The sequence below is a fragment of the Arthrobacter burdickii genome (assembly GCF_030433645.1).
Classification (GTDB): domain Bacteria; phylum Actinomycetota; class Actinomycetes; order Actinomycetales; family Micrococcaceae; genus Arthrobacter_D; species Arthrobacter_D burdickii.
This window is the reverse complement of the sequence record NZ_JAROCG010000001.1, coordinates 2,355,189-2,368,814: the sequence shown is the minus strand read 5'-3', so window position 1 is coordinate 2,368,814 and position 13,626 is coordinate 2,355,189. Positions and strand designations below refer to the sequence as shown.

The 13,626-nt window shown below is 69.3% G+C and carries 13 protein-coding genes; 10 read left to right on the top strand and 3 right to left on the bottom strand.

Annotated features, from left to right (window positions below; translation table 11 throughout):
- The first annotated feature begins 76 nt into the window (after positions 1 to 76).
- The 10 genes from P5G52_RS11015 to P5G52_RS10970 all read left to right on the top strand — a co-directional run bounded on the left by P5G52_RS11015 (position 77) and on the right by P5G52_RS10970 (position 11,641).
- Positions 77 to 562, top strand: a complete 486-nt coding sequence (locus P5G52_RS11015) for a hypothetical protein (protein WP_301227332.1) — start codon at positions 77 to 79, stop codon at positions 560 to 562.
- Positions 563 to 576: 14 nt separating this feature from the next.
- Positions 577 to 1,002, top strand: coding sequence for a peptide-methionine (R)-S-oxide reductase MsrB (gene msrB / locus P5G52_RS11010; protein WP_301227330.1), 426 nt, complete (start codon positions 577 to 579; stop codon positions 1,000 to 1,002).
- Positions 1,003 to 1,211: 209 nt separating this feature from the next.
- On the top strand, positions 1,212 to 2,576 hold the full coding sequence (locus P5G52_RS11005) for a DUF6421 family protein (RefSeq protein WP_301228772.1): 1,365 nt from the start codon (positions 1,212 to 1,214) through the stop codon (positions 2,574 to 2,576).
- Positions 2,573 to 3,280: an SDR family NAD(P)-dependent oxidoreductase gene (locus tag P5G52_RS11000; protein ID WP_301227328.1), complete on the top strand. Its 708-nt coding sequence runs from the start codon at positions 2,573 to 2,575 to the stop codon at positions 3,278 to 3,280. Before P5G52_RS11005 ends, P5G52_RS11000 begins: the two co-directional genes overlap by 4 nt.
- Before the next feature lie 7 nt (positions 3,281 to 3,287).
- Positions 3,288 to 4,358, top strand: coding sequence for a threonine aldolase family protein (locus tag P5G52_RS10995; RefSeq protein ID WP_435868668.1), 1,071 nt, complete (start codon positions 3,288 to 3,290; stop codon positions 4,356 to 4,358).
- Between the two features lie 88 nt (positions 4,359 to 4,446).
- Positions 4,447 to 5,070, top strand: a complete 624-nt coding sequence (locus P5G52_RS10990; protein ID WP_301228770.1) for a DUF3000 domain-containing protein — start codon at positions 4,447 to 4,449, stop codon at positions 5,068 to 5,070.
- A gap of 100 nt (positions 5,071 to 5,170) precedes the next feature.
- The gene (locus P5G52_RS10985) at positions 5,171 to 6,481 is read left to right on the top strand and encodes an HRDC domain-containing protein (RefSeq protein ID WP_301227324.1); all 1,311 of its coding nucleotides are present in this window, start codon (positions 5,171 to 5,173) and stop codon (positions 6,479 to 6,481) included.
- 103 nt (positions 6,482 to 6,584) lie between these two features.
- Positions 6,585 to 7,835, top strand: a complete 1,251-nt coding sequence (locus P5G52_RS10980; protein WP_301227322.1) for a thiolase family protein — start codon at positions 6,585 to 6,587, stop codon at positions 7,833 to 7,835.
- Positions 7,832 to 9,958 carry a 3-hydroxyacyl-CoA dehydrogenase NAD-binding domain-containing protein gene (locus tag P5G52_RS10975; protein ID WP_301227320.1) on the top strand — a complete coding sequence of 709 codons (2,127 nt, stop codon included), beginning with the start codon at positions 7,832 to 7,834 and terminating at the stop codon, positions 9,956 to 9,958. The genes P5G52_RS10980 and P5G52_RS10975 overlap by 4 nt, the downstream gene beginning before the upstream one ends.
- 129 nt (positions 9,959 to 10,087) lie before the next feature.
- Positions 10,088 to 11,641, top strand: coding sequence for an HNH endonuclease (locus tag P5G52_RS10970; RefSeq protein ID WP_301227318.1), 1,554 nt, complete (start codon positions 10,088 to 10,090; stop codon positions 11,639 to 11,641).
- A 6-nt stretch (positions 11,642 to 11,647) separates the two neighbouring features.
- Here P5G52_RS10970 and P5G52_RS10965 read toward each other — a convergent pair whose 3' ends face one another.
- From P5G52_RS10965 to P5G52_RS10955, 3 genes are all read right to left on the bottom strand, one after another.
- Positions 11,648 to 12,613, bottom strand: a complete 966-nt coding sequence (locus tag P5G52_RS10965; RefSeq protein WP_301227317.1) for an aldo/keto reductase — start codon at positions 12,611 to 12,613, stop codon at positions 11,648 to 11,650.
- A 77-nt stretch (positions 12,614 to 12,690) separates the two neighbouring features.
- Positions 12,691 to 13,107 carry a nucleoside-diphosphate kinase gene (ndk, locus tag P5G52_RS10960; RefSeq protein WP_087075871.1) on the bottom strand — a complete coding sequence of 139 codons (417 nt, stop codon included), beginning with the start codon at positions 13,105 to 13,107 and terminating at the stop codon, positions 12,691 to 12,693.
- An 80-nt stretch (positions 13,108 to 13,187) separates the two neighbouring features.
- Entirely contained in the window at positions 13,188 to 13,619 is a 432-nt protein-coding gene (locus P5G52_RS10955) for a DUF4233 domain-containing protein (RefSeq protein WP_301227314.1), read from the bottom strand.
- Positions 13,620 to 13,626: the final 7 nt, after the last annotated feature.

The following is a 13,626-nucleotide window of genomic DNA, read 5'->3' as shown; positions in this document are numbered from 1 at the left end:
CCTGACCTTCCAAGCGCCGTCGATTCGTCGCACAACCCCGGCGTGGTGCCCCCGGATCCGGCAGTACAGTGGCGCCATGACCCAAACAATCCTGGTGCTGACCGAGGAAGCCCTCACCCGCGCCGATCTCCGCAACCTGCTGACACTGCAGGGCGAGGAGCCCGCGGACGTCGTCGTGCTGATCCCGGAGGACCGCCATGAGTCCGTCCTGGGTGAGTTCTTCCGCCACCTGAGCCTGCTCGAGGTCGGCGAGGCCTTCCGGACGTTCTCGTCCGACGACCACCGCCACGACGAGGCCACTGCGCGCACCGCCCTGGCGGAGTCCCTGCAGCTCCTGACGGCGGAGGGGTTCGCTGCACGCGGGAGGACGACGACGGGGAACCCGGTCGACGCCCTGGTGCAGGAAGCCGCTGATAGTGGAGCCGTGCAGGCCGTGGTCATCACCCGGCCGCATGCCATGGCCGACACGTTCCACACCGACTGGGCCAACAGGGCACAGGACAAGCTCGGCATCGCCGTGCTGCACCTGTACTCCGGCTCGGGATTTATTGGCGACTCGTAGGCGTTGGAGCGAGTATGACTACCGAACGCGATGCCTACCGGCCCGAAATCGAGAAGTCCGACGCCGAGTGGCGCCAGGAACTGACACCGCAGGAGTTCCAGGTCCTGCGCAAGGCGGGCACGGAGCGCCCCTATACCGGGGAGTACTACGACGCGAAGACGGCCGGCACCTACGAGTGCCGCGCCTGCGGCGCCGAGCTCTTCACCAGCAACGAGAAGTTCGACTCGCACTGCGGGTGGCCCTCCTTCTGGGCGCCGCTGGCCGAGGACAAGGTGCGGTACCTGCATGACCGGTCCATGGGCATGGAGCGCATCGAGGTGCGGTGCGCCCGCTGCGATTCGCACCTCGGGCACCTCTTCAAGGGAGAGGGCTTCGACACCCCCACCGATCAGCGGTTCTGCATCAACTCGATCTCGATGAAGCTGGTGGCGGCGGAGTAGGTCCGCCCCAGGGAATACAGCGAAAGGCCGGCTCCTCGGAGCCGGCCTTTCGTGTACCCGTCGTGTGAAGCCGCTCTGGTTCTTCCCTGTACGGGTATACGGTTGAGCATAAGATTTGCTTTACGTCCGCCTGCTGACCTGTAAGGAACGCTGTTCTTGTTGTTACGCTCGCGTCAGTACTGATGACCGCACGACAGAAAGCAGGAGCCATGACCGTCACGCCGCTCGCGCAGGTAGTATCCATCCCTCAGGAGACCGCCGCCTGGCACTCCCTGAAGGCCGCAGCCGAGGAACTCCGCCTGCTGCAGGTCAAGGACGGCTCCATCCCCGAGACCGAGCACCACGCCGCCGCTGCCGACCTGACGGCGGTTATCGTGTCGGCCGTCGAGGAGCTCGCGCCCCTGTTCCCCCACGACGCCGAGTACCTCCGCCGCACCGTCACCGCCTTCGAGGCATGGCGGTCGAGCGGTTTCGCCGTCCCCGACTTCCTCGAGCCGCTGCTCGCCTTCCAGCCGCAGCAGGACCGGACCGACGGGCTCCAGCACCTCGTCGTCTTCCCGATGTACACGCAGAACGGCAGCACGAGCCGGCTCGTCGAGGCCGTGCTCATCGAGGTGCTCTGGCCCGAGTTCATCGCCGAGCTCGAAGCCGGCGACTACTCGAACGCCCTGTTCGTCCCCATCCGGTTCCTCGACTTCACCGAGGGCTACAACACCAACTCCGCGGTGCTCTTCCCGGAGACCGTCGCCGTCAGCGAGACGCCGACCTTCACCTGGGGCGCCATCTTCGCGGACCGCGAGGCGGCCCGGTTCCGCCGCGTGGTCCGGGCCGCAGCGGACATCACCCGCCTCGAACTGCCCGATGACGCGTTGGAGCTCCTCGACGACCAGAAGCTCACCGAGGAGACCTTCGTCATGTGGGACCTCATCCACGACCGGACGCACATGCGCGGTGACCTCCCCTTCGATCCGTTCATGATCAAGCAGCGCATGCCGTTCTTCCTCTACTCGCTCGAGGAACTGCGCTGCGACCTCACCGCATTCCGTGAAAGCGTCCGGATCGAGAAGGACGAGAACGCCTCTCCCGAGGCGCGGAAGCACGCCAGGCTCGTGCAGTACGCCGTCATCTTCGACCGCATCTTCCGCTTCAGCATCACGGGCAGCCGGGTGCGCAACTACGACGGCCTCGGCGGACAGCTCCTGTTCGCGTGGATGCACCAGCGCCGGGTCCTCCACTGGACCGACACGAAGCTGACCATCGACTGGGACGAGGCCGCCGACGTCGTCGTCGCCCTGGGCGAGCAGATCGAGCAGCTGTACTGGCGCTCCATCGACCGTCCGAAGATCGCGCACTGGCTCGCCGCCTACGACCTGGTCTCGGCCACGGTCACCCCGCACCCGGCATCGGTCTGGGCGAAGGGTCCCGAGGCCCTCGAGCTCCTGGGCCCGCCGCGCGCCCTCACCGACGCGGTGCTCGACGACGAGTTCCCCCTCTCGATGTTCTTCGAGGCGCTCGACCGCAAGATGAAGCCGGTCATCGAGTCCACCGCGGGCATCACGGCGGACGCGGCATGACCGACGCTCCCGGCGGCCGTACCGCCGTCGTGGCCGGCGCCACGAGCGCCTCCGGCATCGCCCTCACCCGGCGGCTGGTCGCGGACGGACTCACCGTCGTCGCCGTCGGGTCCGACGGGGCTCGCCTCGACGCGGCCTTCGCCGGGGTCGACGGCGTCGTCCGCGAGGTGTGCGACCTCACGGACGAGGCCGCGGTCGGCACCCTCGCCGACCGTGTGCGCACCGGCCAGGGCGGGGCGGACGCCCTGTTCCACCTCGTCGGTGGCTGGCGGGGCGGCAAGGGCATCACGACGCAGTCGACGGCGGACTACGAGGTCCTCCACCGATCCGTCTTCCTCACCCTGTTCAACACGAGCAGGGCGTTCTACGACCAGCTGGCCGAGCGCGGCGGGCGGCTCGCCGCTGTGTCCGCGACGGCGGTGGCGAAACCGACGGCGGGCAACGCCTCGTACGCGGCGGTGAAGGCCTCCGTCGATGCCTGGCTCCAGGCCGTGGCCGACGGCTTCGCGCGCGACGGCTCCTCGGCCGCCGCGACCGCCGTCGTCGTGAAGGCGCTCCTCGACGACGCGATGCGGGAGCAGCAGCCCGAGCGGGCGTTCCCGGGATTCACGCACGTCGACGACCTCGCGGCCATCCTGGCGTCGCTGCTCGGGACGCCGGCCGCGCAGGCCAACGGGGCCCGCATCGATGCGGTTCGGGGATAATGGGACAGTGACCGACACCCTGACCTCACCCGCATCCCTGCACGACCGGACCCAACGCAGCTTCGCGTCCGACAACTACTCGGGCGTGCACCCCGAAGTCCTCACGGCCCTCGCGGCCGCCAACGAGGGGCACCAGGTCGCCTACGGCGAGGACCAGTACACGGCCCGGCTGCAGGAGGTGATGGAGCACCACTTCGGCGAGGGGATCTCCATCTACCCCGTCTTCAACGGCACCGGCGCCAACGTCCTCTCGCTGCAGTCGATCCTCCCCCGCTGGGGAGCGGTCGTCTGCCCGCAGACGGCCCACATCAACGTGGACGAGAACGCGGCACCGGAACGCGTGGGCGGCATCAAGCTGCTGACGGTGCCCACACCGGACGGCAAGCTGACGCCGGAACTTATCGACCGGGAGGCCTGGGGCTGGGGGGACCAGCACCGCGCGCAGCCCCTGGCCGTTTCCATCACGCAGACCACGGAACTCGGCACGCTGTACTCGGTGGCCGAGATCAAGGCCATCGCCGACCACTGCCACGCGCGCGGCATGCGCGTGCACATGGACGGAGCGCGGCTCGCGAATGCCGCCGCGGCGCTCGGGCAGCCCCTGCGGGCCTTCACGCGTGACGCCGGGGTGGACATCCTGTCCTTCGGCGGCACCAAGAACGGCCTCATGTTCGGCGAGTGCGTCGTCGTGCTGAACCAGGAGGCGTCCACCGGGCTCGACTACCTGCGCAAGCTCAACATGCAGCTCGCCTCGAAGATGCGCTTCGTCTCCGCCCAGCTCATCGCCCTGCTGGAGGGGGACCTCTGGCTCCGCTCGGCATCGCACGCGAACGCCATGGCCGCCCGCCTCACCGAGGGCGCCCGGGGCATCCAGGGCGTGATACTCACGCAGGAGACCAGAGCCAACGCGGTCTTCGCCATCCTCCCGCCGGGGGCGGCAGATCGCATCCGCGAGAGTTTCCGCTTCTACGACTGGGACCAGGCGACCGGCGAGGTGCGGTGGATGTGCTCGTTCGACACCACGGAAGAGGACGTCGACGCCTTTCTCGATGCGATCCGCCGGGAAGTGTCCGCCTGACCGACGCTCCGTGCCTGCGCCGGGCCCGTGCCCGGCGCGCCGCCGTCGATCTCACTCCCGCAGGGCATAGCCTGCGGGAGTGAGTGCAATCGGTGGCGTATCGCAGCTTCCTGCGGAATTCCTCGACGCCCTCTCCGGCCTCCGGAAGGCAGCCCGTCGCAGCGAGATCCGCCTCGAGGAGATACCGGCACCCTCACGGCTCGCGCCCTTCGCCGTGGCTCTCGGCACCGAGGTCGTCGAGGCCACACCGGTCCCGCTTCCGCTCCACGGACCGGCACGGAACCTCATCCTTCCGCCCGAGCCGGCGGAACTCGCAACGGGGCGGTTCATCCTCCTCTACGATCCCGACGGGTCGAAGGTCTGGAACGGCCGCTTCCGCATCGTCACGTACATCCGCGCACAACTCGAACCGGACATGGGCAACGACGTCCTCCTCGGCTCGGTCGCCTGGACCTGGCTCGTGGAGGCCCTCGACAACCATGGCGCGCGGCACCACAGCACGGGCGGTACCGCCACGAGGATCCTGTCCGAGAGTTACGGGACGCTCGAGGACCGCGGCGACACGATCGACATCGAGTTGAGGGCATCCTGGACGCCTGCGACGGCGGACGTCCGGCGGCACCTCGAGGCGTGGTCGGAGATGGTGTGCACGTTCGCCGGGCTGCCGCCCCTGCCATCCGGCGTGGCGCACCTGCCGGTCCGCCGGTCCTGATCGGGCCAGGGTATCCGGCCAGCACTGCCGGGCGGGTGGATCCCTGCGGCGGGCCGTCGCTTCGGGGTGCGGCTCCACGCGGGGATAGACTGAAATCACCATGAGTTCCCACACCTCCGAACAGACGGACAGCACCGGCGCGTCCGATCCAGCCGTCGATCCCGGCACTCCTCCTGCCCTCCCCCTCCTGACCGAGCCACGCGAAGGCGTCCCGCTCGTCATCGACACCCCGGCGGGCCTCGAGCGTGCCGCAGCCGCACTGGCCGCAGGAACGGGACCGGCAGGAGTCGACGCCGAGAGGGCCTCCGGGTTCCGCTACGGACAGCGCGCGTTCCTGGTGCAGATCCGGCGCGAGGGTGCCGGGACCTGGCTCATCGACCCCGAGCCCTTCGACGACCTGCGCGTGATCGACGACGCCCTCGACGGCGTCGAGTGGATCCTCCACGCAGCCAGCCAGGACCTCCCCTGCCTCTCGGAACTCGGGATGTGGCCGGACAAGCTGTTCGACACGGAGCTCGCTGCGCGCCTCGCGGGCCTTCCACGGGTAGGGCTCGCCGCCGTCATCGAATCCCAGCTCGGTTTCAGCCTCGCAAAGGAGCACTCGGCGGCGGACTGGTCCAAGCGGCCACTGCCCGAGCCCTGGCTCCGCTACGCGGCCCTCGACGTCGAAGTCCTGACGGAGCTGCGGGACAAGCTGGCCGGCATCCTGGAACAGGACGGCAAGCTCGGGATCGCGGAGGAGGAGTTCGAGCACATCCGCCAGACCCCTCCCGCCGAGCCCCGCGTCGATCCCTGGCGCCGCACCTCGGGCCTGCACCAGCTGCGCGACCGCCGGCAGCTCGCCGCGGTGCGGCAGATGTGGCTGGAGCGCGAGGACCTCGCACAGCGCCGCGACGTCGCACCCGGGCGCCTGATCCCCGATTCGGCGATCGTGGCGGCCGCCAAGGCGATGCCGAGCACCGTCCCGCAGCTGCTGGCCACCAAGGGTTTCCACGGCAGGGCCGCCCAGAAGGAAGCACCGCGCTGGCTGCGGTGCATCAGCGAGGCGAAGAAACTCACCGACCTCCCGCCCCTCCACGTCTCCACGAACGCCCCGCCGCCGCCGCGCATCTGGCCGGAGAAGGACCCGGAGGCCGCGGCGAGGCTCCTGACGGCGCGCCCCCGGGTCGCACAGCGGGCGGAGAAGCTGGGCATGCCCGTGGAGAACCTGCTGACGCCGGACTACCTGCGCCGGATCGCCTGGCGACCGCCCGCCGAGATCTCGCTCGAGTCCGTCTCCGAGGCGCTCGAAGAGCTCGGCGCGCGCCGGTGGCAGATCGAGCAGGTCGCAGCGATCATCACCGTCGCCTTCCTGGACCCCGATCCCCTGCCCGCCAAGGGGCAGCGGGGTGAGGAGACGGCCGCAGGCTGACCGGAGGGCACCGGCGAACCGCTTGCCGACCATGTTACTCACCAGTAACATAGTCGCGGATCCATCTCCCGCTGAGGGATCCTATCTCGATGAGGAGCAACAGGTGAGCCTAGCAACAGGGACCGCGTCCACGCGGAGCGCAGCACGTGCCGTCCGCGATGTCGTCTTCGTCGACGGAGTACGGACGCCGTTCGGCAGGGCGGGCGACAAGGGCATCTACGCAGGCATGCGTGCCGACGACCTCGTGGTGAAGTGCATCCGCGACCTCCTCCGCCGCAATCCGTCCCTCCCGCCCGAACGCATCGACGACGTCGCGATCGCGGCCACCACGCAGACCGGCGACCAGGGCCTGACGATCGGCCGCACCGCCGCCCTCCTCGCTGGACTCCCCCGCACGGTCCCCGGCTTCGCCATCGACCGCATGTGTGCCGGCGCCATGACCGCCGTTACCACGACCGCCTCGGGCATCGCCTTCGGCGCGTACGACGTCGTCATCGCGGGCGGCGTCGAGCACATGGGCAACCACCCGATGGGCGCGGACGCCGACCCCAACCCGCGCTTCCAGACGGAGCGGATCGTGGACCCGGCGGCGCTGAACATGGGCGTCACGGCGGAGAACCTGCACGACCGCTTCCCCGCCATCACGAAGGACCGGGCGGACGCGTACGCCGTCCGCAGCCAGGAGAAGCTCGCCGACGCCTACAAGGCCGGGCAGATCCAGCCCGACCTCGTTCCCGTCGCGGGCAGGAAGCCCGGCTCCGGGTGGACCCTGAACACCGTCGACGAGCCACCGCGCCCCGGCACCACGGTGGAGGACCTCGCCGCCCTGCGCACGCCCTTCCGCCCCCATGGACGCGTCACCGCAGGCAACGCCGCCGGACTGAACGACGGCGCCACCGCGGCCCTCCTCGCCTCCGCCGACGCGGCCGCCGAACTGGGCCTGCCCGTCCGCATGCGCCTGGTCGCCTACGCCTTCGCCGGCGTCGAACCCGAGGTCATGGGCATCGGTCCGGTGCCGGCCACGGAGAAGGCACTGCGGCAGGCCGGCCTGGACATCTCCGACATCGGCCTGTTCGAGATCAACGAGGCCTTCGCCGTGCAGGTCCTGAGCTTCCTCGACCACTTCGGCATCGACGACGACGATGCCCGTGTGAATCGCTACGGGGGCGCCATCGCCGTCGGCCACCCGCTGGCGTCCTCCGGCGTCCGGCTGATGAACCAGCTCGCGCGCCAGTTCGAGGAGGATCCGACCGTGCGCTACGGCATGACCACCATGTGCATCGGCCTCGGCATGGGCGCCACCGTCATCTGGGAGAACCCCCGCCACGAGCACTACGGACAGGATGCAGCATGAGCTTCGAACGCTACGACGAACTGGCCGGGCTCGTTCCCTCGGAGATCGTCACCCACTCCTACGTCCAGGACATCGCCCTCCCCGGTGGGGCCGGCGTCCTCGCGCTCATCACGCTCGACAACGACCTGGACCACACCAAGCCCACCACGCTCGGGCCGAACACGCTCATCGAGTTCGGCCGCACCCTCGAAGGGCTGAAGGAACGCGCCGCCCGCGGCGAGATCTCCGGCGTCGCCGTCACCGGCAAGCCCTACTTCCTCGTGGCGGGTGCGGACCTCAGCACCGTCAAGAGCGTACGGTCCGAGCACCTGGGCCGCCTCATGGCGGAACTCGGCCACGAGGCGTACGACCTCCTCGCCGACCTCGGAGTCCCCAGTTTCGCCTTCATCAACGGCGTCGCCCTGGGTGGCGGCCTCGAGATCGCCCTCGCAGCCAACTACCGCACCGTGTCCTCGGGCGCCAGCGGCATCGGACTGCCCGAGGCCTTCATCGGACTCGTCCCGGGCTGGGGTGGCGTCTACCGCCTGCCGCGCCTCATCGGCCCCGCGAACGCCGTGAAGGTCATGATCGAGAACCCCCTGAGCAACAATCGCAGCCTGGACGGCAGGGCCGCCTACGAGCTCGGCATCGCCGACGCGCTCTTCGAGCCCGCCGACTACCTCGAGCAGTCGCTCCTCTGGGCCGGGCAGGTGCTGGCCGGTGGCGAAGCCGCCGACGCCGTCGAGCAGCGTCGCGCGGAGCGTGCACGGTACGACGACGCCGACTGGAAGGCCGCCGTCACCGCCGGCCGTGCCTTCGTCGAGGCGAAGACCAGCAATGCGGCGCCCGCACCCTCACGGGTCCTGGACCTGCTCGAGGGCGGCCTCACCTACTCGCGCCAGGAATCCGCGGCGGCGGAATGTACGGCTCTCGCCGAACTGATGCAGACGCCCGAGTTCCATGCCACCGTCTATGCCTTTTTGGACCTCGTGCAGAAACGCGGGAAGCGCCCGGCCGGAGCTCCGCACGGGAAGCTCGCGCGGCCCGTCTCGAAGGTCGGCGTCGTCGGCGCCGGCCTCATGGCAAGCCAGCTGGCCCTGCTGTTCGCCCGCCAGCTCAAGGTGCCGGTGGTCCTGACGGACATCGACCAGGCCCGGGTCGACAAGGGCGTCGCCTACGTCCACGCCGAGGTGGACAAGATGCTCGCCAAACGGCGACTCTCCCCGGACGCCGCGAACCGCACGAAGGCGCTCGTCTCGGGCTCGGTGTCGAAGGACGTGTTCGCCGACGCCGATTTCGTGATCGAGGCGGTCTTCGAGGAACTGTCGGTCAAGAAGCAGGTGTTCGCCGAAGTCGAGGCCGTCGTCTCCCCCGAGTGCATCCTCGCGACGAACACCTCGTCCCTGTCCGTGGCCGAGATGGCTGCGGACCTGATGCACCCCGAGCGCGTGGTCGGCTTCCATTTCTTCAACCCGGTGGCTGCGATGCCGCTGCTCGAGGTGGTGCGTGCGCCCAAGACGGACGACGCGGTGCTGGCCACGGCCTTCGTCCTGGCGAAGGGACTGAAGAAGAACGCCGTGCTGGTCCAGGACGCGCCCGCCTTCGTGGTGAACCGCATCCTGGGACGCATGTTCGGCGAGATCACCGCGGTCTTCGACGAGGGCACCGACCCGGAGACGGCCGACAACGCACTGCGCCCGATGGGCCTTCCCATGACGCCCTTCCGGTTGCTCGCGCTGGTGGGCCTGCCCGTCGGCCAGCACGTGCAGGAGTCGCTGCACGCTGCCTTCGGAGACCGCTTCCACGTGTCGGCGAACCAGCAGAAGCTGATCGACGCCGGCATCAAGGGACTGTGGGAGAAGCAGGAGGACGGCAGCTACGCGGTCCCCGAGTCGGTCCTCGCCCTGCTGGACCGCGGCACCAGCTCCTCGTCCGCGGACGAGGTCCTGCGCCGCACGCAGGACGCGCTGGCCGACGAGATCGGGCGCATGCTCGCCGAGGGCGTGGTTGCAGCACCGGAGGACATCGATCTCTGCATGATCATGGGGGCGGGGTGGCCGATGCACCTCGGCGGGATCACCCCCTACCTGGACCGGGTAGGTGCGTCCGAGCGCGTCAACGGGAAGACCTTCCACCAGGCCTGACGTGCGCAAGGGTCCCTGCCTCCGCGGGCGGGGACCCTTCGTCGCTTGCCCCGCCCTCCTGAAGCGGAGCCCTTCATCTCTGATGTGATCCACCTCTCAAAACGTCAGTGGCGGCTGACAGACTGGGGTATGGACAACAAGCAGGGACACGAGTTCAGGCACACGCTCTCGTCCCCTTCGCGCACCACGACGCGCAGCGCGGTCTCGGGCAGTGCCGTCTCGGGCAGCACCATTCCCGCTATCCAAGGTGCGACGCTTCCGCGCTCTCCCGTTCGGGACCTGATTCGTGAGGTGACCTCTTTGGCGATCGACAGCGAGAGGGCCGGCTTGATCGATCAGCTGCGGGACCTGGAAGACCTCAAGTCCTCGGTGGCCGCCGCGCAGGCGAGGATCGCCGTCGCGTTCGACCTCGCCGAACGCCGCGCACAATCCAAGGCCGGCGTACCCGCGGCGGACCGGGGACAGGGCGTGGCCGCGCAGATTGCCCTCGCCCGCCGCGAGTCGCCCTCCCGCGGAAACCGGCTCCTCGGCTTGGCACGAGCGCTCGTCACGGAGATGCCGCATACCCTGGCCGCGTTGGACTCGGGCCAGCTCAACGAATGGCGGGCAACCCTGCTGGTCCGCGAGACCGCATGCCTGAGCGCAGCCGACCGGTGCGCCGTCGACGAAGAACTCTCCCCTGATACGGGAACATTCGACGGGGCGGGCGACCGGGCCCTGATCGCGGCGGCCAGGACCGCCGCCTATCGCAGGGACCCCCGCTCCGCGACGCAACGCGCGAGCCACGCCGCAGCGGACCGGCGCGTCAGCCTCCGCCCCGCACCTGACACCATGACCTACCTGACTGCCCTGCTTCCCGTCGCCCAGGGCGTAGGCCTGTACGCCGCCCTGACCCGGCACGCCGACTCACTCCGTTCGGCCGGCGATACCCGTTCGCGGGGCCAGCTCATGGCGGACACGCTCGTCGAGCGGACCACCGGCACCGTCGAAGGTATCTGCGGCGTGGACCTCCAACTCGTGATGACCGACCGCACCCTTCTCAGAGGCGGCAATGAACCGGCCCACCTGAGCGGCTATGGCATCGTTCCCGGCGCCTGGGCCCGCACCGCCCTGAACCCGGCCGGCAGGGCGACCTCCGCGACTCCCTCGACCGGTTCCCGTACAGGCACCGTCGGTGGCACCGTCGACGGCGTTGTCGGCCGTGCGGGGCATGGGCAGGCATTCAGGGTCTGGATGCGCAGGCTGTACACGGCCCCCGGCACGGGGGATCTACTCGCCGTCGACTCACGCTCCCGGCTTTTCACCGAAGGACAGCGCCGCTTCATCGAGGCCCGCGATCGATCCTGTCGGACCCCCTACTGTGATGCGCCCATCCGTCAGGTGGACCATATTCTCCCCTGGCGGGACGCCGGACCGACAAGCCTCTGGAACGGCGCGGGTCTGTGCGAAGCATGCAACCACACCAAGGAGATCAACGGGTGGAAAGCCACCACCCGATCTGGTCCGACCCACACCATAGACCTCCGGACTCCCACCGGACATACCTACAGCTCTGCGGCGCCCCCGGCGTTAGGCACCGGATCCGACGAGCCTGCACACGCGCAGCCAACACTTCCCCGACGCGAGAAGCGGCACCGCAGCAAGGCGTTGAAAAACGCGCACCGGCAGCCAGCCACCGCCTGACAGGACCTACCCCTTGGGGCGCGGGAAGAGGTCGTCCAGTTCGGCCAGATCCGCGTCCGACGGCGTCCACTCGGCCGCCGTCGCATTCTGCCGCACCTGCTCCGGCGACGTGGCACCGGCGATCACCGACCCCACGGAGGGCTGGGCCGCGAGCCAGGAGAAGGCGACCTGCACCTCGGTGAGTCCCCGCTCGCCCGCGAATGCCGAGAAGGACTCGAGCTGGTCCCAGTCCGCCGTCTCCAACAGGTTCTTCCGGGAGTGCGTGAGCCGGCTGCCCGCGGGAACCTCGTTGCGCCGGTACTTGCCGGTCAGCAGGCCGTTGGCGAGCGGGAAGTAGGGCAGGACGCCGAGACCGTATGCTTCGGCGGCCGGGACGACCTCCCGCTCCAGACGGCGATCCAGCAGGCTGTAGGGGTTCTGGGCGGAGATGAACGGGGTGTAGCCGCCGCTGCGCGCCGTGAACTCGGCCTCGGCGATCTGCCACCCGGCGAAGTTGGAGTGTCCGAGGTAGCGGACCTTACCGCTCGTCACGAGGTCGTCGAGTGCCGCGAGGGTTTCCTCGATCGGCGTCTGCGGGTCCGGGGCGTGGTACTGGTACAGGTCGATCCAGTCGGTCCCGAGGCGCCGCAGGGACGCTTCGACGGCCCGGATGATGTAGCGCCGGGATCCCCGCGCACCCCAGTCCGGTCCGTTCACCCCGCCCATATCGAGCCCGAACTTCGTGGCGAGGACGACGTCGTCGCGCCTCGCACCGAGGGCCTTGCCCAGCTGCACCTCGCTGACACCGGGAGTCTTGCCGTACATGTCGGCGACATCGAACAGCGTGATCCCGGCGTCGATCGCCGCATGAACGACGGCGTCGGTGCCCTCCTGGGACTGGGACGCGGTGCCGGCCCTGCCCAGGTTGTTGCAGCCCAGGCCAACGGTGGAAACGCTGAGTCCCGAGGAACCCAGTCTGCGGTAGGTCATCATGGATCTAACCTACCAAGATCCCGACTGTTCGTTGCCCCGGGCACACGACCCGGAACCTCGACCACGTGCGGGGGCGATCAGGCGAACCAGATACCGATCTCGCGCTCGGCCGACTCGGCAGAGTCGGAGCCGTGCACGAGGTTCTGCTGGACCTTGACGCCCCAGTCGCGGCCCAGGTCGCCGCGGATGGTGCCGGGTGCCGCCGTCGTCGGCTCCGTCGTCCCTGCCAGGGAGCGGAATCCTTCGATCACACGCTGTCCCTCGAAGACGGCGGCGACGATCGGCCCGCTGAGCATGAATTCCACCAGCGGTTCGAAGAACGGCTTGCCCACGTGCTCCGCGTAGTGCTCCTCGAGCAGCTCGCGCGAGGCGTGCACCTGCTTCAGCTCGGCGATGGTGTAGCCCTTCGCCTCGATGCGGGACAGGATGGTGCCGGTCAGGCCGCGGGACACGCCATCGGGCTTGACGAGGACAAGGGTGCGCTCAACGCTCATGGGAACTCCTGGAAAGGTGGGCGCCGTCCAGGACGGCGCAGTGGTGGGGTATCACGACCGACTCTACTAAAGGCGGGCCGCTATTCGGGGTTGGCCTTCTCCCACTCGGCCTGCAGCCGGTCCCGCTCCGCGTTCTCGCGGTCCACTCGGATGCCCTGCCGGATGCCGTAGAGCCATGTCAGGGCGAAGGCGGCGCCGACCACGAACATCGTCGGCTCGAGGAAACCTCCGGCGATGATGACCAGCTGGAGGATCCAGCCGAGACCGATCCCCCACTTCTTCGTCAGCACCGCGCAGGTCAGGACCAGCACGACGCTGAGGGCGATGCCCGAGGTCAGGATCAGGACGGGCGAGATCTCGTCGCGCCGCAGCCCGAACACCGCGAGCGTCGCGAAGAACACGACGAACGCCTCGAGCAGCAGGACCGTGGAGGCGAACATGATCTTCGTGGACCGGCGTTTCTTCGGCATCCCGGGCCGCCACTCGCGCTGGGCCCTGGTCATCCGTGCCATGCTCTGC